Consider the following 19,950-nt stretch of genomic DNA (forward strand, 5'->3'; position numbering starts at 1 on the left):
TGCCTTTCCGTCTCAAAAATGTGCCTGCTGGGAATTATGGGTGCCTTTCCGTCTTAAGTTCGACTATACGGTGGCTATGAAATACGATCATATCTTCGATGAACTAGAAATCTCGACCGATCCGTTCGCCTTGTGTGAACTGCGCGGAACATCGGATCTCGGGCTGGGACGAGATGTTTCCGCCACGCTACATTATATTTTGTCAGGTGAGGGGGAAATCAGCATGCGTGCCCGCGAGCCGATTAAAGTGTCGAGCGGCGCGTTAGTGCTCATACCCGCATTGCAAAGCCATTCGTTGCACAGTTTTGGGAGCCAGCATGACCCCGTGCCGGAATGCCAGCCAGCAGCATTGAAACTGGCCAGCCTCATGGCTGGCACAGAGCTAGTAGAAAGTGGGCAACTAACAGCTCTTTGCGCACATGTCTCGGTTGGATTGCGTGGTGTAACGGATATCATTGATGTTATTCGTGAACCGATGATTGAGAACGTGTCATCACCAAGCCAAATGCGTCCCGCGCTGCAGGCCTTGCTGGGAGAGGTGTCAAATCCGCAATTGGGAAGCCGCGCAATGATCAAAGCGCTTCTGATGCAATGCATGATTGACATGTTACGCAAGCGCCTAATGGAAAACGAAAGCGCATTGCGATGGATGGCAGCCTTGGCTGACCCGTCAATTTGGAATGCTTTAAAGTTAATGTTGGACAATCCCGGTGACAATCATACGATTGAAAGCCTTGCTGAAAGCGTCAGAATGAGCCGCGCAGCTTTTGCCAAACGATTTTCTGACGTTTACGGATCGGGCCCGATGGAGCTGTTGCGTGATTTGCGAATGAGACGTGCAGGGCAGCTGCTTGAAAAAACTGAACTGCCTGTCAAACGGGTTGCGGACCTCGTCGGATTTGCATCTCGCAGCGCTTTTACCCGTGCGTTTGAGGCAATTACGGGACAATCTCCAAGTGTTTTTCGGGCATCGCGGCGAGATCAATGAGCTAGTGCTCCATCCGCTCCAAAAGTCGTTCTGAACGACATAAATTGTTGCAAATTGCGTTATCTGACGCACTCGCTTTACCAAATAAAAACCATCTCACTTAGCGCCAATTCAACATTCGTTTGTCAAAATTACTCGAGTAGTTCGGGGATTTTGTTGATGAGTTCGCCTAAATCGGGCCTTGGTCTAAACCTTTCAATCGGCATTTACGCGCTTTGCTTTGCAATTGTTGCCGGGTTTGCCGCGTCCAATTTCTACGTGTTGAGTGCGGCAGGGGACGTTGCGAATAAGGTTCAGTATGACGCTGAGGCTGAGTTGGTGCGTAACGAAGTCCAGTTGCAACTTCAAGATCTTGCTGATGATCAGTCGTCCGTTTCCTATTGGGATGAAACAGTTTACGCGATCTATGGCGATGAAATTGATATGGATTTTGTCGAAGAGGAACTGGCCGAAGAGAGTTGGTCGGAAAACGATATTGAACATCTCATCATTGTCGACGAACTCGGCTTGCCCGAAATAACGATTTTCCGGGATGAAATTATGGCCGCCGAGGATGGTGCCGCGAATATTGAGCGCAATTTTGACTTGATTGAAAATGCACGCGCTAAGTATTTCGCCAACAGGAAAGTGCGTGGCCGAGGTTTTGTGACTATCGGTGATCCTGTTTGGTCCAAGAACGCAATTTATGTCGCAGATTATCGGGTTGTTGAAGGCAGTTTGGGCATGGCCGTCGCACAGGCCGTTGTGCCCGACATATTGGAAGTGATCGCCGAGGGAAACCCCAAGGTGATGTTTACATTTAGGCCATTGAACACGTTCGCATTTGCAGCCGTTCGTGATCAGTTGGGTCTAAATCGATTTGCCATTGTGCAAAAAGAAGACGCAAAGCCTGAACTGGATCAGATGGTTATTGGCGGAACGCCGGGTAATGAGATTGTTGCTGTGTGGGAAGCGACGAGGCCAGCCGCGAATATTTGGGAGCGTGCTTTGCCGGTTTTGAGTGTGTTGTTGGGTCTTGTCACTATTGGGCTGGTTTTTATCAGCATTCGATATAGTAAAGTCGTTCAACGTATCCAAAAGAGTGAGGCGCATAACCGCTTTATGGCGGAACATGATGCCCTTACTGGTCTGCCCAACCGTCTGCAGTTTGACAATGAATTGGATAACATCATCGCAAGAGGTGAGCTGGACCGATGTGCAATCATTTGTTCGGATTTGGATCGCTTCAAAGAGGTGAATGACACTTATGGCCACCAGTCTGGTGATGCGGTGATCAAAGAAGTTGCGGCTCGTATTTCGAATGCGGTCGGCAATAGGGGCATGGCAGCCCGTGTCGGTGGCGACGAATTTATCATTTTGCTTCGTGATGGGTTGGATGAAGACAGCGTGATGATGTTGTGCGACACGATTATCGAAAATGTCTGTGAGGAGATTGTTTTTGACAATGGGCGGGCCAGTGTTGGCGCGAGCATAGGCGTCGCGTGGTGGCCGGATGATGCGATGACAGCCAAGACGGTTATTCGCAGCGCGGACCAAGCGCTATATCGAGCCAAAGAGCAAGGCCGTGGCCGCACCTGCCGTGCGACCAATCTACTTGACCCTCAGGAAGTGGAACGTCGCAAAGCCGAAGACCGTCGACACGCATAGGTCGTGTGCTGGACGTGATTGCAGTGTAAATTGCAAAAATGTTTGATTACCGCAAATTTGCGGTGGTTGAAATAGAACTTGGTTGTTACCGTTCGTCAAAGGCTGACGAAGGAACAACAGATGCGGCGCGACCATTCATTGCCTCAGGGCGAAATCCATCGAATTAAAATTCAATCAGTTGCTCTGCAGAACAATTTGCTGGGTGACCACACGTTACGCGATGTTGATGTCTATGTTCCGCATGGATATGGCGGCGATGGTTTGCCTCTTTTGGTTGATTTGGCAGGTTATACTGGCAGCGGTTTAAGTCGTACGAGTTGGCGTGGTTTTGACGAGAATTTACCAGCGCGTTTGGACCGGCTTATCGCTAGCGGCGAGATGAAGCCATGTGTTGTGGCGTTTCCTGACTGCTTTACGCGGTTAGGGGGCAATCAATATATCAATTCCGCGGCCATGGGAAACTGGGCTGATTTTCTGATTGACGAGATGTTGCCGGAAATTGAAACCAAGTTTGCCTGTGGCGGGAACGGTAAGCGCGGTGTTCTAGGGAAGTCATCCGGCGGCTATGCGGCATTGATGCATGGCATGCTTTATCCAAAGGTTTGGTCGGCCATTGCTTGCCATTCAGGCGATATGGGATTTGACGTTGCTTATCTGCCCGACATGCCCAAGGCACTGCGGGCCATTGCAAAGCACGGCAATTCGATAGAAAAGTTCGTTAAATCAGTCGACGAGAACCACAGCCCAAGCCATGACGATATTCATGCGCTGATGATTTTGGCGATGGGGGCGACATATGATCCGGATCCAGCTGCGTTTTGTGGCATTCGATTGCCAGTTGATTTGCATACTTGCGAGTTGAACCATGAGCGATGGGCACAATGGCTTAAATTCGATCCGTTGCACATTTTTGATCAGCATGTTGATGCTCTGAGGGGATTAAAAGGCATTTGGGTGGATTGCGGAGATAAAGATCAATTCAACTTCGTCTATGTCGCGCGCCGGTTGGAGAGAAAACTCAAGGCCGCACAAGTACCTCACATATATGAGGAATTTCCAGACAATCATTTCTCGCTTGATTATCGGTATGACCGAAGCTTGCCCTATTTGAGCGAAAAATTAACATAATTATACCCGGGTATAATATTTTACCCGGGTGTTATTGACTTTTTTATTTTACCCGGGTAAATACCCTGCAACCAAAGCAGGAGTTATTGCTATGTCTTTTTCACCAGAAATGGAGTGTGTTGCCTTTGTTGGGCACCACCTGATTGCCGCTGGGCCGTTGGCCGAGTTGGCGAATGAAATCAAACGGCACTACGACAAGAACCCAAATGAACTTGTTCATGTCTTTAAAGAACAAGATTCGTCGATTGTCGAAATTGATCTTCGTGGATCGATGGATGAGGTCTTTGAGCGACTGTTCAAGAATGCACCTACTGAAAACGTTGCACCGCCACCAAAGCGGGCTGGTCGACCCAAACTCGGTGTGGTCAGCAAGGAAGTGACTTTGTTGCCGCGCCATTGGGAATGGCTGCGTGCGCAAAGGGGCGGTGCCTCGGTTACCTTGCGCAAGCTGGTTGGTGAGGCCATGCGTGCCGATGATCCGAAAAAGGATCAACGCCAATTACAGTCCAAAACTTATGGATTGATGACGGCGGTGGCGGGTGATTTGCCCAAATTTGAAGAAGCGGCGAGGGCACTATTTGCCGTCGATGGTGAGAAGTTTGCGTCTGAAATTTCAGACTGGCCAACACCTTTACGCGATCATCTTTTGAAAATTTCAAAAGAGCTATTTACGCTCGAGAATTTGGGTGGACCTAAGGACTTGAATCATGAGTGACAATCAAGTTACTGAAAATAATAAGTATTTATCACAGCCAATTGGAAAATTGTTTCTAACAACCGCGTTGCCCATCATACTGATTATGGTGGTCAACGGGTTGTTCAACTTGGTTGATGCGTACTTTCTGGGCATCTTTGTTGGCGCGTCAGCCTTGACGGCGGTCACGATGATGTTTCCAGTGCAAATGCTGATCTATTCGCTAACAACAATGATCTCGAACGGCTTCGCATCAATCGTTGCGAGGCGGTTGGGTGCTTCTGATCTTAAAGGGGCCGCCAACAGCTTTGCGGTGGCAATCATATTGGGGGTGGCCTTTAGCGCCATCTTGATGATTGTGTTTCTGATCTGGGGCCAGGCCCTGGTTAATTGGGTTACCGCAGGTGACGCTGAGCTTACACGTATGGCGTGGACATACATGTCCATTATCATGTTTACATCGCCATTGATGTTTATCCTATCGGTGCAGTTTGACGCTTTGCGGAGTGAAGGCAAAATGGGCTTCATGTCGCTCTTGTCCTTAAGCGTGACCATTTTGAATATGGTGTTTAACTACATATTTATCGTGGTCTTGGATATGGGCGTGGCGGGTTCGGCTTGGGGCACGGTTGCTGCGCAATTGATCTCGCTATCCTCCGTTGTCGCCTTTAGAATGCTGGGCGGCTCTCGGTTGGGTTTTCAATTGCCGAGCCGTGCTGAATTCCTCGCATTGGCCAAGGAAAACTTGGCATTGGGTGCGCCGCTTAGCCTTAATTATCTTTCGATCTCGCTGATCGCTGGTCTTGTTGTTGCGATGCTGAAATTTCACAGTGCCGACGGCTACACCACGACGGTTGGCGCCTATGGCATCATTACGCGACTAATGACATTTGCGTTCATGCCGCTCATGGGTGTGTCCATGGCGTTTCAGTCGATTGCTGGCAATAATTTTGGCGGAAATCGGCCAGACCGGGTGAATTTTAGCACCAAGTCGGCTTTGGCTGTGGCGTTTGTCTATTGTGCGTTGATCGAAGTCATATTTCTCTCGTTTCCGGGCGAGTTGGCGGCGTTCTTCGTTCAGGATGAAGCTATGATCGCGGATGTCGCTGAAGTGTTGCCGTTCGTCATGGTTTTTTACTTCATGGCTGGGCCAATTATGATCCTTTCCGGGTTTTTCCAAGCGATTGGAGATGCCAAACGAGCGGCTATTCTTGGTCTTTCTCGCAATTATCTGATCGCGCTACCGCTTTTGGTTTTGGTGCCGCAGATCTTTGGTGAGCCTGGCATTTGGTACGCTTCGCCAATTGGAGATGTATTTATGTTTGGTTTGGTGATTGGTGTTTTGTCACTGGCACAGCGCAGCAACGGCAACAAGGCCGGGGTGTTGCTGCCTCAAACGCGAAGTAAATAGAATTGGACGGCCAGGCGCGGGCGGGTTGTGTTAGATCAATTTGCCCGCCCCCTCTTTCTGGCAGGATGACCTTATGTGAACATGAGGAAAACGCTATGCGAGATTTTGAAATCTACAAAAATCGTCTACTTGCGCGTAAAGCTGAATTAGATGCGCGATTGCTCAAAATTGAAGACCGGCTTGATGATACGCCAAACCCGGCTGCTGAGGAGCGGGCTGTTGAGCGAGAAGATGATGAAATGCTGGAAGGCCTAGGCAATGCTGGCTTGAAAGAGCTCAAGAAGATTGGATTTGCACTGGTCCGCATTGAAAATGGAACATTCGGCATTTGTGCAAAATGCGGTGATGAAATTTCTGACGCAAGGCTGGATATCGTGGCCTATGCCACAAAATGTCGGCACTGTATGTGACCGTAAATGTCTAGGCACCAAATTTTTTTGGTGCCTATTTCAATGTGCGTATCCTGATCGCTAGCGGTCAGACAATCCGTCAATAGGGCGCAAATCATCATTGGCGGCATTATGTTTGGATATGGCGCGGTAAATAGTTGAGCGGCTAACGCCGAATTGATCCGCAATTTTGCGCATGGGTTGCCCATCGCGCACCAATTGCTGCACCAACACAAGTTGTGTTGAGGTGAGCGCCGTTGGCCGACCAAGTGTCGCGCCTCGCAAATGGGCAACGCGCATCCCGGCTTTCGTGCGCTCAGATATCAATGCCCGCTCAAATTGAGCCAATGCACCCATCATGTGGAACATCAATGTCCCTGCGGGGGATGATGTATCGATCTGCTCTGATAGCGATTGGAAGGTTGCGCCAAAACTCTCGAGCTCTTTGATGATGCGAAGTAGATCTGACAGGGAACGAGAAAGCCGATCAAGCCGCCAAACCACAATTTGGTCACCGGGTTGCAGTACTTCCATCATTTGATTGAGGGCAGGGCGCGATATTTTTTTGCCGGAAATGCCTTGATCTAAAAATACACGATCACAACCTGCCCTTTTTAGTGCGCAAATTTGGAGGTCGGCATTCTGCTCTTCAGTTGAAACTCTGGCATAGCCAAGCAGCATTGTAACTTCCTGTTTTAAGTAATGTTTTGGCGTGATATTTGTTCTTGTTTTGTTCCTAAATGGTTCCCTTTTTAACCATGACGGGATCGCAGAGTCAAGCCTCAAATAAGAATATTTTCCTATCCGTCTCTCCACGTATACCCGACGATTGTTGGAAATAATGATCGTAAATCTGCCCTTTGGGCGCCATCGAGTTTCGCATTTGCATTGTCTCAAAAAGGAACGCTTTCGAACAGTGAGTCGGTGGTCGGCACACCTCGAAGGCGGGACATTGAAGGAGACAAAAATGTCAGAACTAGGTACTCAATATACGCTTACAGTGAACAACCAGAATTCACTTTTGCAAACATTCGTGCTGTTTCAAAAGATGCCGGTGACTTCAAAACCGTCGACGGATCCAATTTCCCTCGCATGGATTGTGGGATCGGCTGCAGGTGCAAGCGCTAGCAACCCAAGCAACTCGCGGTTTACGTGGTTCATTGATTATTCAATGAACGCTGGATACCTTCAGCAGGAGGGATCCCTTGCAAGTCCACGCAAGTTCCAAACCTCGACGCAAATTCCAGTGAAGGTTGATGACACCAACCAAGTTGCGGTCAGCTATGACGGGACATTCCCAAATGGCGCGCCATATTTTGATGGTGCACCGGGCAACGCAACTTCTGGCATCATCATTGCAAATGCTGACGATAAGTTGCCAACCAACGCATCAGCGTCTTCAGCGCAGATGGACCTTGCATTGGGCATTGCGATGAACCGGAAGCCTGCGGTTTCTGTGCAGTTGCTGCCAAATATCGACTACACGTTCACGCCACATCCTGAATATTACATCATGGCGGCTTCATATTCTGAAGGCGAAGTGATTGATGTTGAGGAAACGTCGCACGCGTTCAAAGTCGAATATGACGGCGTAACTGACCTAACCCTTGATTTCACTGAGGAAAACTTGTTCCAGCTAACAAGCTAGAGCAAGCTTTCTGCCGAGAAAACGATCCAGTTAGGTATCTCCCCCTTGCCTAAATTGATCCAAATTTCTCGGCAGCGAGCGGGGCGGGGTGCGCGAAAAAAACGTGCCCCGCAACTCAATTTTGGAGAAAGATCATGAAACTTCTAAAATATACACAATTGAGCATGATTATGCTCGCTCTAGTCGTCACTTCTGCCAGTGCGCAATGCCTCCCCAATCCATTTCCTGTTGGATGGTTGAACGCTCAAGAACTGGCGGGTGGACATACAATAGCGCGGCATGTTGGTCGAACTGATGCACAGTTGGTCCAGCGGCTCGTCAACACACCGCATATTGCTAACGCTAGCTCCTATACGGATTTGGCAACTGCAGAATTGGCAATCACACAAGGGCTTGGCGGTGTTCGAGCGGCGGTCAACATGTGGGCAGCTAATGCCAATCACGGGGCGGCTCGGGTCGACAATTTTGTCGCAGCGGCAATTGTTGGCCGCGTTGCATTTCGACCGCCATTATTGGCAAACATTGTGAACTCAAACCGGTTTCGCACGGTGTTGCGAGCGGATGGCCATGGCGGATGTTTTCTTTTAACATCGTTCCCAACCATGCCGCCCCAAGTTCCGCCGGTCATAATTGTCGAACCTGAGGAGGACGATGTGCATACAACACCAGATGAAGACGTCGCCGCGCTTGCTGGATATTTGTCAGGCCAGTTCTCTTCGAGCGATGTGGCGAAACAACCTGATTATGTGGCAGCCGTTGCGGGCTTAGATCACACTTCAATTGAGGCACATAAAAAAGTGATCGAGCAAGGGATAAAATTCCTAAACGATCCGAAAAGTGATTTCTCGTTAATTGGCAATTGGGCAAATCGCACGTTTGATGAAAAATCAGATGCCAAAAATTGGCTGAGTTATGTGCTGATTGAATTGTCAAATGAGATTGATATTCTCATTGCTGAATAAAAAATGATTGGCTAAGTTTCGGCGGCAGGCTTTTGGGTCTGTCGCCGAAATCTATTTGGAGCCGAAATGACCAATTCTGCAGGCAAAATGCCCATCATTATCGATTGTGACCCGGGTCAGGATGATGCTTTGATGCTTTTTTTAGCCTTGAACGCGCCCGAATTGGACGTGCTTGGCGTTGTTGCATGCGGCGGCAATGTGCCGTTGGCTCGTACTGAACTGAATTGTCGAATTCTTGTCGAGATGGCTGGCCGCACGGATGTACCGGTTTTTGCCGGCAGTGTTGGTCCTATGGTCGAGCAATTGTTTACGGCCGAATATCTGCATGGCGATACGGGCATCGACGGAATTAATTTCTTCGAACCTTCAATTGCCAAGCAGGACATGCATGGGGTTGATTTCATCATAGAGACATTGCGCAAGGCCGATGATGATGAAATCACGTTGGTGCCAACCGGGCCACTGACCAATATCGCCATGGCTTTGCGCAAGGCCCCTGACATTTTGCCCAAAATCAAGCAGATTATCTTGATGGGTGGGGCCAGCTTTGAAGCTGGCAATGTCACTCCTTCAGCGGAATTCAATATATATGTTGATCCTCACGCCGCCGATATTGTTTTACGCTGTGGGCGACCCATCGTGATGTTCGGCCTAGACGTCACCCATCAGGTGATGACGGATCCAGCAATTGTTGAGAATATTCGAGCGCTGGACAACAAAGTTGCGCACGCTTCTGCTGGCATGTTGGATTTCTTCGGCCAATATGATGCGGCCAAATATAGCGCGGAAGGTGGCCCGCTGCATGATCCATGCACGATTGCTTGGTTGATCGAACCAGAGATTTTTGACCTAAAACCTTGCCATGTGGCGATTGAAACCGCTAGCAAACTCACCCGCGGGCACACGGCGGTGGACTTTTGGGGTGTAACCGAAAATGAGCCAAATGTGCTTTGGGCATATAAGGCAAATCGTGCCCGTTTCTTCGGATTACTGACCGAGCGACTGGCCCTTTACTCGCCGCATATCAGGCCTTCTTAAATTAGGGCTTTTGTTGTTGGTTTTTTTCAGGTAATAGACCCTCGAATTTCCGGCAGGGCGCGTCCCCTTGTTTATTGTTAGCCGGATGCTAAGCGAATGGAGAATATACGCATGGCGAAGGAAAAGTTTGAGCGGAACAAGCCGCACGTAAACATTGGAACAGTTGGTCACGTTGACCACGGCAAGACGACCTTGACGGCGGCTATTACGAAGGTATTGGCTGAGGCTCAAGGTGGTGAAGCTACAGCTTTTGACGAGATCGATAAAGCTCCAGAAGAAAAAGCACGTGGTATCACGATTTCTACTGCTCACGTTGAGTATGAAACAGACAATCGTCACTATGCGCACGTTGATTGCCCAGGCCACGCTGATTATGTGAAAAACATGATCACTGGTGCGGCTCAGATGGATGGTGCTATTTTGGTTGTGAACGCAGCTGATGGCCCAATGCCACAAACACGTGAGCACATTCTGCTTGCGCGTCAGGTTGGTGTTCCAGCGCTTGTTGTGTTCATGAACAAGGTTGACCAAGTTGATGACGAAGAGCTTTTGGAATTGGTTGAGATGGAAGTTCGTGAGCTTCTTTCAGACTATGAATTCCCTGGCGACGATATTCCGATTGTAGCGGGTTCTGCTTTGGCAGCGCTTGAAGGTCGTGATGACAATATCGGTAAAGAGAAAATTCTTGAGCTGATGGCAGCTGTTGATGAGTATATCCCAACACCAGCACGTCCTAAAGATCAGCCTTTCTTGATGCCAATTGAAGACGTATTCTCAATTTCTGGCCGCGGTACAGTTGTTACTGGTCGTGTTGAGCGTGGCGTTGTAAATGTTGGTGAAGAAGTTGAAATCATCGGCATTAAAGAAACCCAGAAAACAACAGTTACTGGTGTTGAAATGTTCCGTAAGTTGCTCGACAGCGGTGAAGCTGGCGACAATATCGGTGCTTTGATCCGTGGTGTTGATCGTGAAGAAGTTGAGCGTGGCCAAGTTCTTTGTAAGCCAGGTTCAGTAACGCCTCACACCAAGTTTGTTGGTGAAGCGATTATTCTGACGAAAGACGAGGGTGGTCGTCATACGCCATTCTTCAACAACTACCGTCCACAGTTCTACTTCCGTACAACTGACGTGACTGGTGTTGTGACTTTGCCAGAAGGCACCGAAATGGTGATGCCTGGTGACCGTGTTGAGATGAATGTTGAATTGATCGTACCGATCGCGATGGAAGAGCAACTTCGCTTTGCTATTCGTGAAGGTGGCCGCACAGTAGGTGCCGGCGTCGTTTCAAAAATCATCGAGTAGTTTTGAAGTTTTAGAACTGCACTAAGTTTAAAGGCGGCCCTCGGGTCGCCTTTTTTGTTTGGTTGTTTTTTACGCCGTTGGTCGCTTGGCTGTTTCGCGTTTACGCCTCGCAGGTTGACCCGACCCCGGCACCCCCGCCGGTTGGAGGTGCCTGCTCGGTCCAAAGCCTATTGTGCGTTCAACCAGCCTCTGATGGCGGCAGTGTATTTTGCCGGTTTTTGGAACATAGCGAAATGGCTGACATCTTCCATGGTCAGGAGCGTTGCTCCCGGAATTGCTTTAGCAATTGCCGCGGAATGTTCTGCCAAAATTGCTTCGTCGTATTCACTTTGAACAACCAATGTCGGCACAGAAATTGCCTCGATCAATTTTAGTCCATCTGCTTTGTCCGAAAACCACATCTCTGATATGCCGCCAACAAAGGCATCAAAGCCTTCCGGTGTTGGAGACATCTTGGCGTATTCGCCCGCCATCATGCCAACATATCCGCCAAACACCGCATTCGTCTCAACGGCCGGGTTGACACCAGCGAGTGTCACATTCCCAGCATGCCCAAAATGACTTGCCAACCGATCTGGCGCAGTTTTCGAGATTTCATAGCCAATATTGGCGCCATCCGACCAACCCACCAGATGAACTTTTTCAACGTCAAGTGTGTCAAGCAATGACAGATAGTCTTTTGCTAAAAGCTCAATACTATAGGCACTGCCATCATTTGTGGATCGACCGTGTCCGCGCGTGTCCGCGACGATAACGCGATAATCTTTTGATAGGTCAGTAACTTGGCTAGCCCAAATATCGGCATGGGCCAAACCACCGTGGATCATGAGGATCGGCGTGCTGTCAGCATTGCCATAAGTCGCATAGTACATTGAGACACCATTCACATCGGCCTGCCCTGCCGCTTCAGCTTCTGGCATCGCGGGCGGCACTGGAATTGACATCCAAGCGTCCTCCGCCAAAGCACTCGATGCGAAGCCAATCGTTGCGACCGTCATTAAGATTTTTAACATCTGTTTCTCCCTTTATTGTCCCTACAGCTTCCAAATTACTGGATGCTTGGCTAGTTTATAAGGACGCGACGGGCACCGTTATCGCGCTCGCGCAGGCTTCAGGGCCCGGAGGAATGAAAAAATGCGTATATTATCAAATACTTGCATTCCTGATTGTTTGTTAAGTGCAAATCCAAGCATCATTCTTGACGCGCAGTACGATGACTTTGACGAACAAGCCGAACGACTGGTTGGCTTTGATCAATCTTATCTGCAGCTAACAACGGGGTCATTTGTTGGGCGTTTTCTATCCTGTTTTCTGAACGATAATGTCTCAATTCATTTAGAGCATTGTACGCAAGCGCTGGAACAAACAGTGGTCGGAGGCACGGATGCTGTCACCATTGGAGTATTGGCAAGTCAGCGTGAACCCTTTTGTCTAAACGGCGCTTCCTTTACCGCCGACAATGTGATGATCGTGATGCCTGGTTCCAGCTTTCATTTGCTCAGTCCCATTGAAGGTGGGGTCATCGCAATCACCGTTCAAAAGGATCATCTGCAAGCTCATCCAGGGTTGTCTTCACCGGCGAAAGACTGGCTATTTTCCCCAGGTTTTGGTGCACAACTTCTGAACGCGCCACATCTCGCGCGCCGCATTCGAGAAGATGTGGTTCAGGCTATCCAAGGGGCCAGTTTTAAGGGAACGAGTCAGGATAGCGCCGCCTATATAGGGGACGCTTTGCTTGCTGGATTGGTTTCAAAACTCTCACTTGAAACTTCGGGACACGGAACGACCCTTTCGAATACGCTCGGCCCTGTTTCTTATGAGAAATTTTTGAAGGGCCGGTGCGCAATTCACAGAAAATGGGAAACTATTCACGGTGTGGATGATCTGCTCGCGGAAACAGGTGGCGGACGCAGAACGCTACAAAAATCATTCGCCTCACACGTTGCACTCGGTCCGTTGAGCTATCACCGACTACTGCGCTTACATATGGCAAAGCGTGCGCTAGCCGATCCATCGCAATTTGACGCCTCAATTGGAGATATTGCCGCAAGCTTTGGGTTTTGGAGCTGGAGCCAGTTCACAAAGTTGTACCACTCGCACTTCGGCCAATTGCCATCTGATACACGCGCTGAAGCGGGTCAGTTGAAATGAACGGAAGCCGCCATTCGCGCAAATTGCGGCATTTATCAAAGCGGGCTCAAAGCAGTCGTTCGCACAAAACTTATCCCCACCCCCTAAACCCATGTCATCATAGTTCCACCTTTCTTGAAACTGCGCAGCTTGCTGACGAGTGGGGAACGGTGAGGAATTGGTGTTGGTGGTGTATGGTTTTTATAGTTTTATACAACCGTCACCCTCGGACTTGATCCGAGGGTCCATGATGAGTTGGCGAAGCGAAACGCGTTCGCGAAGTTTGCTCAATTCGCAGCCAAAGCGCTGTTTGGATATTCGGGTCAAGCCCGAGTATGACGGAGCAGGGTAGGTTGGCGCACTGCGTCCCGCTACCTTTGCTTTTGCCCAATATCTTCCTTAGAGAAAGGGGATAGTTGAAATGCAAGACGATTGTGTTTCGCTTAGAAGTTGAAATGTCCAGTCTGACGCCGAAGGCAGGCGTAAGTCATCGAGCAGCTATGTTGAAGCTGTTCTGGAAGTTTTTTCGCGAGGATTTTCTGCCTCGCGGCTCGCACCGCTTTGCGGCATGACGCGCTACACACTAGTGTGTTCGCGCTATGCCTGCAAGTTGAGCCTCCGGCGGGGCGGCCAAACACACTAGTGTGCGTTGGCCGGGGTCCTCGTTTCACTCGTCCACCTTGTCCCTGGCTTGCACCGCGCAAGTGTTGGGCAGGAATTGGCGGTGGTGCCGGAGAAGGCCCGAAAGGGCCAACGGCGGCGCGAAAAACTCTTCAATGATCAATCAGCGGATCATGATGCAGCGAAAGAGGATAGAAGGGTTTAGCACCTCGGGGCATTGGCATTTCTAAGCAGTGAGCTATTTGCACGAGGCGTTTGACGTCTCATCTAACTAACTAATCGGCAGAGACCTCAAACGCCTCGTGCCTGCACTTCTTTGTGCCGCCGTTGCAATCGATCGGTTGTTCCTCGGCAATCCCGCTATCAGCTCCAAGGCGAAAGTGCTTGTGGAGGTGTTTGTGTTGCGGGGAGTGTTTTAAGTCATCTCTCTTGCACCCACTTGTGTGGTTTGCGTGTGTCCGGTCGCCTTAAGCATTCAAGAGACGTTTTCGGTTGAACCGGCGCGAGATTGAAGCGTGAAGTTTCGGATTTTGTGTTAGGTAACTACCTTCAAGTCGGGGGTTGGGGTGACGAAATCGCCACAGATCATGCGCCCTGATCCGAATTTTCTTCCTAAAAACGAAATTAAAACAATTGGTTATAAAATATTCATCCGTTCAAGTAAGATTCTTCTTGCCAACATAAAACGTTTGTTTTATAAAATGAAACATACGAACAACAAAACTTGAAATACGGAGACGAAAATGTCTAAACAACCAAAAATTATGATGGATGCGAGTGCTGAAGATATCTGGGAAGTGCTTGTTGGTGATTTTGTGAACGTCCATAAATGGATGGCGTCTATTGATCGCTCTGCGCCTATGGCTGGCACACCAATTCCGGGTGCTCCCGCAGTTGGTCGCGATGCGCATATTCCGCTTAACGATGCGATAATGGCGGATAAAATTGTTGGTATCGACAAGGCGAATTGGACTTTGCATATGGATACAGACTTGAAGGGCATTAAAGGCTTTAACCCAATGATCGGGTTCAAAAACTCAGTTTACATCAAACCAATGGGGCAGAACCGTTGCGAAGTGACTTGGACGGCAGATCCTAAAGTTGTGTGGTTCCTATCGCCAATGTACTTCTTGTTGAAGAAGGCTCTATATCCTGGCTTTATCCGCAGTCTTGAAGAGTTGAAACACATCGTGGAAACTGGCAAACCACATCCACGCAAAGTAGCAAAATTTGAAGAAGCAGGTATAACTGCGGCTGCTTAATTCTTAGAGACTGCAGTGGAGAAAGATCATTCAAGAACTTTCAGCAAAACAAAGACTGATCGAAGCTGGCAAGAAGCATTTTGCTATTGCCGGCTTCAAAGGTGCGTCAGTTCGGGACATCGCAAAATCCGCTGAGCTTGCCCCCAACATGATCAACCATCATTTTGGCGGCAAGCGCGCTCTTTTTGATGAAATATTGGACCAATTTTCCACCGAAGCATTGGCCGTACCGCTGCGTATTATTGATGCGCCTGCCGCATCGGTTGAAGAGTTTGAATTGAAATTCAAGCTGTTCGTCGCCGAGACTTTTCAAGCGATGATTGCGCACAATTTGATTTTTCAGATTGTGGCTAAAGAGAGTGACGCGTTTTTACCCATGTCAGACTTCCGGCAGGGTTTAGCGAAGTTTTCTCAAGCTGCGCAAGAGGCGGGATATTTGCGCCCGCAGGTCGATATTGAAATGATTGTCGGGTATGTGCTCGATCGGCTGGGCAATCAAGTCATCTATGCCGCAACCCTAAAAGAGGGAGCGGACCATAACGTTCTCACCGACAAAACATACCGCCAACATTGGTTGGACAAAAATGTCGACCTTATGCTGCATGGGCTCGTTTAAGCCTGTTGATTGCGCAGAAGCTGATCGCTCGCGTCGTCTAGCGGAATAAGGAACTCGGTGGTGATGCCAGACAAAATGTCGTCATGCACGGTCGATAATCCTGCTTCCATTGACGTGAATTGAAGCCGCACGCCATCTTCGAACTGCATGATGACTGGAATGAAGGGCGGTATGCCAGACGAATTGGCCAAGCGTTTTATAGCGTCGTCGAAAAGCCCTGCAGCCTCATAGGATTGCAGCTTTTGCACGAATTGTGGGTATTTGCGCGCCTGCCGCCGCAAGCGGAGATAAACCGCCCAGCTCAATTCTTCCCAGTTTTGAACCCGCTCCATAAAGCCATTTGAGAGCAAAACATCATAAATACTTACTGGCGTCTCGGCATTATCTGGCAATAAAAAGAGTGATTTGGCGCTTTGATTATAGCTGAGAATGTTCATTTCCGGATCCATGATTAGCGCGGGGTATGGCCAATTCTGGAGTACATATTTCTCTAACAATTCAATGGTTTCTCGAATTGAGTTTGTGTCGAGATTCCGGTGTTTGTAAGGGCTGGTGAAACCAGCTGCTTCGAACAGTTCGCTTCTGTTTGATTGGGCAAGCTCTAATGCTTCGGCTAACCGAATGATCATTTCGCGGCTTGGGCGAGAGCGGCCTGTTTCCAAAAAGGAGAGGTGGCGCTGTGTTGTTTCCACGTCATTGGCCAACCGAATTTGGCTAATGCCGCGCGACTTGCGTTCAGCGCTGAGAATTTGTCCGAAATCATTCATTTGACGTCCTTCCGAACGGATCATTTTAAGGTACATTTGCACTAAAACAAATCCCTCAGAGGGAATTGAATTGCGTATCCCAAAGTTTAAGATTGGGAAAAACTAGATTGGAATAAACATGCTTCTTTGGATTGTTGTTGGAATATCACTTTATTTTTTGCAGTTGTTCTTGCCCAGCCTTATCAGAATTCCCCAGATTGGTATTTCTCGCTATGTCGGGTCGCGAGATGATTTGCCTGAGCTTCCAGTGATCGGCCAACGTGCCAGCCGTGCTTTCAATAATTTGCGCGAGAGTTTTCCTATTTTCTTGGGGCTCGCAGTGCTCAATTTGGTGTTGGGCGAAGTATCAGCGGACGCCATTTTGGGCGCGCAGATGTTTGTGATTTCGCGGACGGTTTATTTGGGCACTTATCTAGCAGCAGTTCCTTGGGGGCGTTCACTGGTCTGGGGCGTTGGATTTTTGGGCCTGATGTTCATGCTCAAACCAATCGTGTTGGCAATTTAATATAATTCAGCGCAGAAAAGCACTTGCAACAAATCGCCGTTGGCATTAGACCCTTGCCAGCGGCTTTTGTCGCATATGCAGGGGTGTAGCTCAGTTGGTAGAGCATCGGTCTCCAAAACCGAGGGTCGTGAGTTCGAGTCTCTCCGCCCCTGCCATTTAAACCATTGAAATATTTGTTTAATTTGAAAATCTCGCCACAAGATGTTGGAGAGGTTATGCAACCTTTTCGAGGGTTATGCATTTTTGTTCTTGATTCCGACCACATTGCCGCGCGCATCGTTGATGACTTTTCAATGGAATTAGCCCAACTTTGCCATTCGGTTTTGGAAGACTATCGACGCTCCCGGTCCAAAGTGGCCCTTCAGAATAGCGCTTTCGCAAACAAAAACAGGATTCAGTTTCAATCCTGATGAAATCAGTGTTTTTTAACGCACTGAGATTCAGAAACATTACGCAGATAGATACTTTTTGCAAACTGAGACTCTAGGCAACGACACTAAACGCATTTACCTAGACTAGGATTTTGCGTGGGTCTTCCAATTGTCCAACAAAGTAAGACATAAACCGAGCTGCATCAGCTCCGTTAATCACCCGATGATCGTAACTTAGGTCCAACGGCAGCATTGGTGCTGGTTGAAATGTCTCGCCATCCCACACGGGTTTTATTTCGCTTCGCGTAACCCCAAGAATGGCGACTTCTGGTGGATTTACAATTGGCGTGAACGCGGTGCCGCCAATGCCGCCTAGATTGGTGATAGTCATAGATGCACCGCCCATTTGATAGGGCCCAATTTTGCGTTGCTGCGCACGAGATGCCAAATCCATGATTTCACTCGCGACTTGCCATAGTCCCTTTTGGGCAACATCGCGAATTACCGGCACCATAAGTCCATGCTCAGTATCAACAGCTATCCCAATATGTACGTATTGTTTGAGAACAATAGTTTCCCCATCTTCGCTTAGGGATGAATTGAATTTGGGGAAACGCTTTAGCGCGCGGCCCAACGCCATCACTTGGAAAGCAAGCGCTGTAAGTCTAATGCCACGCGTTTTTGCTTCTTGTTTTAATGTCGCCCGAAATACTTCTAGTTTTTCAATGTTGGCTTGGTCGTGATGGGTAACAGAGGGAATGAGCGTTTGCGCGGCTGCTAAGTTTTTTGCCGCAAGCTTGGCAAATCTGGACATTGGCTCTGAGGTTACTGGTCCATAGTGCGAATGATCAATAGCCCAGTAGGATTGCCCCATGTCAGCGGACATCGAAGATAGTGGTTGTTCACCAGACAAATCTTCCAGACCAATTGTTTGACGACCAAGTTTTGCCGCAAGCTGATCAATATCGAGGCCTTTCTTTCGGGCAAGAGCACGCACAGATGGGCTAGCAATCGTTTGCGACATCATTCTTACTACCAACTTGCTGAAATATATTGGGTTTCCATGAACTCGAGCATGCCCTCATGTCCGCCCTCGCGACCAAGCCCAGATTGCTTCACGCCGCCAAACGGCGCGGCTGGGTCACTAACCAAACCTCGATTTAACCCGACCATGCCATACTCCAATTGTTCACAAATGTTCAGACCACGCTTCATGTCTTCGGTAAAAACATAGGCGACCAGACCATATTCGGTGTCATTCGCTCGGCGAATTACGTCTGCTTCATCTGAAAAGGATTGAATAGCGGCGACAGGGCCAAAGATTTCATCCTGCACGCATTCAGCCGTTTCTGGTACATTGACGAGAACCGTTGGGGGGAAGAAGAAACCGACTCCCTCCGGCGCTTTGCCACCGAGCAAAACCCTCGCGCCTTTCTCAACCGCGTCGTATACAAACTCAGCAACTTTATCGCGCGTATCGGCGTTAACAAGTGGGCCTACGTCGACGCTTTCGTCCGCCCCATTGCCAACCTTGAGCGCCCCCATAGCGGCCGTAAATTTGGTTGTAAATTCTTCTTCGACAGCTTTGTGAACATAGATCCGATTGGCGGCGGTACATGCCTCGCCGAGATTGCGCATTTTGGCCAACATGGCACCTTCGACCGCCACGTCAATATCGGCGTCTTCAAAGACAATCAACGGCGCATTGCCGCCCAATTCCATGGCGGGTTTTAAGACTTGGTTGGCGGCAGAATGCAGTAATTTACGACCAACATTTGTGGAGCCAGTAAAGCTGACCACCCTAACGCGGGGGTCATGCAGCATATGATCAACAAGTTTGCCCGCACTTTTAGACGGAAGAACGTTCACCAAGCCCCTTGGCACGCCAGCTTCTTCTAGTAGGGGCATCAAAGCCAGCATCGTAAGAGGGGTTTCTGATGCTGGCTTGATGACCACGCCGCAACCTGCGGCAAGGGCTGGCGCGATTTTTCTTGTGCCCATAGCAGCGGGATAATTCCAAGGCGTCACAAGCACAGCGAGGCCCGCGGGCTTGTGCTGAACGATAATGCGCGCGCCTGAACTTGGCGCATGGGTGATCATACCGTCTGCGCGAACCGCTTCTTCGCTGAACCAGCGAAAGAACTCGGCAGCATATGTAGCTTCGCCCATTGCATCTGCATGGGCCTTACCGTTTTCCAAGGTGATGAGGGCCGCGAATTCGGAAAGGCGTTTGCTCATCAAATCCCAAGCTTTTCGCAACACCTCTGCACGGGCACGTGGCGTGCGTTTCGCCCAATCAGCCATGGCGCGTTCTGCTGCATCCAATGCCAAATCGGCGTCTTGGACATCCGCTGACGCAACAGATGCAATTACTGTCTCGTCAGCTGGATTGATCACATCAAAACGTTCGTTACCGGTTCCACTGCGCCATTCGCCATCGATATATAAATCAGATTTCATTTGATGTTTCC

19 protein-coding genes and 1 tRNA gene are annotated in these 19,950 nt (G+C 49.2%); 15 read left to right on the top strand and 5 right to left on the bottom strand.

Annotation, left to right across the window (positions count from 1 at the left end; genetic code table 11):
* The first annotated feature begins 40 nt into the window (after positions 1-40).
* The 6 genes from AC2D8L_RS03160 to AC2D8L_RS03185 all read left to right on the top strand — a co-directional run bounded on the left by AC2D8L_RS03160 (position 41) and on the right by AC2D8L_RS03185 (position 6,278).
* Complete coding sequence (locus tag AC2D8L_RS03160) at positions 41-988, top strand: helix-turn-helix transcriptional regulator (RefSeq protein ID WP_484684001.1); 948 nt, start codon at positions 41-43, stop codon at positions 986-988.
* Positions 989-1,147: 159 nt separating this feature from the next.
* Entirely contained in the window at positions 1,148-2,635 is a 1,488-nt protein-coding gene (locus AC2D8L_RS03165) for a diguanylate cyclase domain-containing protein (RefSeq protein ID WP_484684002.1), read from the top strand.
* Between the two features lie 120 nt (positions 2,636-2,755).
* On the top strand, positions 2,756-3,763 hold the full coding sequence (locus AC2D8L_RS03170) for an alpha/beta hydrolase (RefSeq protein WP_484684003.1): 1,008 nt from the start codon (positions 2,756-2,758) through the stop codon (positions 3,761-3,763).
* A 91-nt stretch (positions 3,764-3,854) separates the two neighbouring features.
* Entirely contained in the window at positions 3,855-4,478 is a 624-nt protein-coding gene (locus tag AC2D8L_RS03175; protein WP_484684004.1) for a DUF2239 family protein, read from the top strand.
* Complete coding sequence (locus tag AC2D8L_RS03180; RefSeq protein ID WP_484684005.1) at positions 4,471-5,868, top strand: MATE family efflux transporter; 1,398 nt, start codon at positions 4,471-4,473, stop codon at positions 5,866-5,868. Before AC2D8L_RS03175 ends, AC2D8L_RS03180 begins: the two co-directional genes overlap by 8 nt.
* Positions 5,869-5,963: 95 nt before the next feature.
* Positions 5,964-6,278 (top strand): TraR/DksA family transcriptional regulator, encoded by a 315-nt coding sequence (locus tag AC2D8L_RS03185; protein ID WP_484684006.1) that lies wholly within the window; start codon positions 5,964-5,966, stop codon positions 6,276-6,278.
* Positions 6,279-6,338: 60 nt separating this feature from the next.
* On the opposite strand, the gene AC2D8L_RS03190 is transcribed toward AC2D8L_RS03185, so the two are convergent.
* Positions 6,339-6,938, bottom strand: a complete 600-nt coding sequence (locus tag AC2D8L_RS03190; RefSeq protein WP_484684007.1) for a recombinase family protein — start codon at positions 6,936-6,938, stop codon at positions 6,339-6,341.
* A gap of 286 nt (positions 6,939-7,224) precedes the next feature.
* Between AC2D8L_RS03190 and AC2D8L_RS03195 the strand changes: the two genes are divergently transcribed.
* From AC2D8L_RS03195 to tuf, 4 genes are all read left to right on the top strand, one after another.
* Positions 7,225-7,905 (top strand): hypothetical protein, encoded by a 681-nt coding sequence (locus AC2D8L_RS03195; protein ID WP_484684008.1) that lies wholly within the window; start codon positions 7,225-7,227, stop codon positions 7,903-7,905.
* A gap of 134 nt (positions 7,906-8,039) precedes the next feature.
* Positions 8,040-8,867, top strand: a complete 828-nt coding sequence (locus AC2D8L_RS03200) for an RNase A-like domain-containing protein (protein ID WP_484684009.1) — start codon at positions 8,040-8,042, stop codon at positions 8,865-8,867.
* 66 nt (positions 8,868-8,933) lie between these two features.
* Complete coding sequence (locus tag AC2D8L_RS03205; RefSeq protein ID WP_484684010.1) at positions 8,934-9,905, top strand: nucleoside hydrolase; 972 nt, start codon at positions 8,934-8,936, stop codon at positions 9,903-9,905.
* 111 nt (positions 9,906-10,016) lie between these two features.
* Positions 10,017-11,207 carry an elongation factor Tu gene (gene tuf, locus AC2D8L_RS03210; RefSeq protein ID WP_484684011.1) on the top strand — a complete coding sequence of 397 codons (1,191 nt, stop codon included), beginning with the start codon at positions 10,017-10,019 and terminating at the stop codon, positions 11,205-11,207.
* Between the two features lie 167 nt (positions 11,208-11,374).
* Here the strand turns inward: tuf and AC2D8L_RS03215 are convergent, their stop codons facing one another.
* Positions 11,375-12,220 (bottom strand): alpha/beta fold hydrolase, encoded by an 846-nt coding sequence (locus AC2D8L_RS03215; protein ID WP_484684012.1) that lies wholly within the window; start codon positions 12,218-12,220, stop codon positions 11,375-11,377.
* Positions 12,221-12,341: 121 nt separating this feature from the next.
* Here AC2D8L_RS03215 and AC2D8L_RS03220 point away from each other — a divergent pair, with 121 nt between their 5' ends.
* From AC2D8L_RS03220 to AC2D8L_RS03230, 3 genes are all read left to right on the top strand, one after another.
* On the top strand, positions 12,342-13,358 hold the full coding sequence (locus AC2D8L_RS03220) for an AraC family transcriptional regulator (RefSeq protein WP_484684013.1): 1,017 nt from the start codon (positions 12,342-12,344) through the stop codon (positions 13,356-13,358).
* Positions 13,359-14,701: 1,343 nt separating this feature from the next.
* Positions 14,702-15,220 (top strand): SRPBCC family protein, encoded by a 519-nt coding sequence (locus AC2D8L_RS03225; protein ID WP_484684014.1) that lies wholly within the window; start codon positions 14,702-14,704, stop codon positions 15,218-15,220.
* A 58-nt stretch (positions 15,221-15,278) separates the two neighbouring features.
* Positions 15,279-15,836 (top strand): TetR/AcrR family transcriptional regulator, encoded by a 558-nt coding sequence (locus tag AC2D8L_RS03230; RefSeq protein ID WP_484685143.1) that lies wholly within the window; start codon positions 15,279-15,281, stop codon positions 15,834-15,836.
* Here AC2D8L_RS03230 and AC2D8L_RS03235 read toward each other — a convergent pair.
* Positions 15,833-16,603, bottom strand: a complete 771-nt coding sequence (locus AC2D8L_RS03235) for a helix-turn-helix domain-containing protein (protein ID WP_484684015.1) — start codon at positions 16,601-16,603, stop codon at positions 15,833-15,835. The genes AC2D8L_RS03230 and AC2D8L_RS03235 overlap by 4 nt on opposite strands.
* A 118-nt stretch (positions 16,604-16,721) precedes the next feature.
* Between AC2D8L_RS03235 and AC2D8L_RS03240 the strand changes: the two genes are divergently transcribed.
* Positions 16,722-17,108 (top strand): MAPEG family protein, encoded by a 387-nt coding sequence (locus AC2D8L_RS03240; protein ID WP_484684016.1) that lies wholly within the window; start codon positions 16,722-16,724, stop codon positions 17,106-17,108.
* Positions 17,109-17,187: 79 nt separating this feature from the next.
* Positions 17,188-17,263, top strand: a tRNA-Trp gene (locus tag AC2D8L_RS03245).
* A gap of 355 nt (positions 17,264-17,618) precedes the next feature.
* On the opposite strand, the gene AC2D8L_RS03250 is transcribed toward AC2D8L_RS03245, so the two are convergent.
* Together AC2D8L_RS03250 and AC2D8L_RS03255 are read right to left on the bottom strand one after the other, a co-directional pair.
* Positions 17,619-18,506: a 2-oxo acid dehydrogenase subunit E2 gene (locus AC2D8L_RS03250; protein ID WP_484684017.1), complete on the bottom strand. Its 888-nt coding sequence runs from the start codon at positions 18,504-18,506 to the stop codon at positions 17,619-17,621.
* Positions 18,507-18,511: 5 nt separating this feature from the next.
* Positions 18,512-19,939, bottom strand: a complete 1,428-nt coding sequence (locus tag AC2D8L_RS03255) for an NAD-dependent succinate-semialdehyde dehydrogenase (RefSeq protein WP_484684018.1) — start codon at positions 19,937-19,939, stop codon at positions 18,512-18,514.
* Between the last annotated feature and the right edge of the window lie 11 nt (positions 19,940-19,950).

Source organism: Maritalea sp. YIW29, from assembly GCF_057219265.1.

What these genes read in the sequence shown, in the direction of transcription:
- AC2D8L_RS03165 (WP_484684002.1), top strand. Translation starts at nt 1,148, where the DNA reads ATGAGTTCGCCTAAATCGGGCCTTGGTCTAAACCTTTCAATCGGCATT.
- AC2D8L_RS03170 (WP_484684003.1), top strand. Translation starts at nt 2,756, where the DNA reads ATGCGGCGCGACCATTCATTGCCTCAGGGCGAAATCCATCGAATTAAA.
- AC2D8L_RS03175 (WP_484684004.1), top strand. Translation starts at nt 3,855, where the DNA reads ATGTCTTTTTCACCAGAAATGGAGTGTGTTGCCTTTGTTGGGCACCAC.
- AC2D8L_RS03180 (WP_484684005.1), top strand. Translation starts at nt 4,471, where the DNA reads ATGAGTGACAATCAAGTTACTGAAAATAATAAGTATTTATCACAGCCA.
- AC2D8L_RS03185 (WP_484684006.1), top strand. Translation starts at nt 5,964, where the DNA reads ATGCGAGATTTTGAAATCTACAAAAATCGTCTACTTGCGCGTAAAGCT.
- AC2D8L_RS03190 (WP_484684007.1), bottom strand. Translation starts at nt 6,938, where the DNA reads ATGCTGCTTGGCTATGCCAGAGTTTCAACTGAAGAGCAGAATGCCGAC.
- AC2D8L_RS03195 (WP_484684008.1), top strand. Translation starts at nt 7,225, where the DNA reads ATGTCAGAACTAGGTACTCAATATACGCTTACAGTGAACAACCAGAAT.
- AC2D8L_RS03200 (WP_484684009.1), top strand. Translation starts at nt 8,040, where the DNA reads ATGAAACTTCTAAAATATACACAATTGAGCATGATTATGCTCGCTCTA.
- AC2D8L_RS03205 (WP_484684010.1), top strand. Translation starts at nt 8,934, where the DNA reads ATGACCAATTCTGCAGGCAAAATGCCCATCATTATCGATTGTGACCCG.
- tuf (WP_484684011.1), top strand. Translation starts at nt 10,017, where the DNA reads ATGGCGAAGGAAAAGTTTGAGCGGAACAAGCCGCACGTAAACATTGGA.
- AC2D8L_RS03215 (WP_484684012.1), bottom strand. Translation starts at nt 12,220, where the DNA reads ATGTTAAAAATCTTAATGACGGTCGCAACGATTGGCTTCGCATCGAGT.
- AC2D8L_RS03220 (WP_484684013.1), top strand. Translation starts at nt 12,342, where the DNA reads ATGCGTATATTATCAAATACTTGCATTCCTGATTGTTTGTTAAGTGCA.
- AC2D8L_RS03225 (WP_484684014.1), top strand. Translation starts at nt 14,702, where the DNA reads ATGTCTAAACAACCAAAAATTATGATGGATGCGAGTGCTGAAGATATC.
- AC2D8L_RS03235 (WP_484684015.1), bottom strand. Translation starts at nt 16,603, where the DNA reads ATGAATGATTTCGGACAAATTCTCAGCGCTGAACGCAAGTCGCGCGGC.
- AC2D8L_RS03240 (WP_484684016.1), top strand. Translation starts at nt 16,722, where the DNA reads ATGCTTCTTTGGATTGTTGTTGGAATATCACTTTATTTTTTGCAGTTG.
- AC2D8L_RS03250 (WP_484684017.1), bottom strand. Translation starts at nt 18,506, where the DNA reads ATGATGTCGCAAACGATTGCTAGCCCATCTGTGCGTGCTCTTGCCCGA.
- AC2D8L_RS03255 (WP_484684018.1), bottom strand. Translation starts at nt 19,939, where the DNA reads ATGAAATCTGATTTATATATCGATGGCGAATGGCGCAGTGGAACCGGT.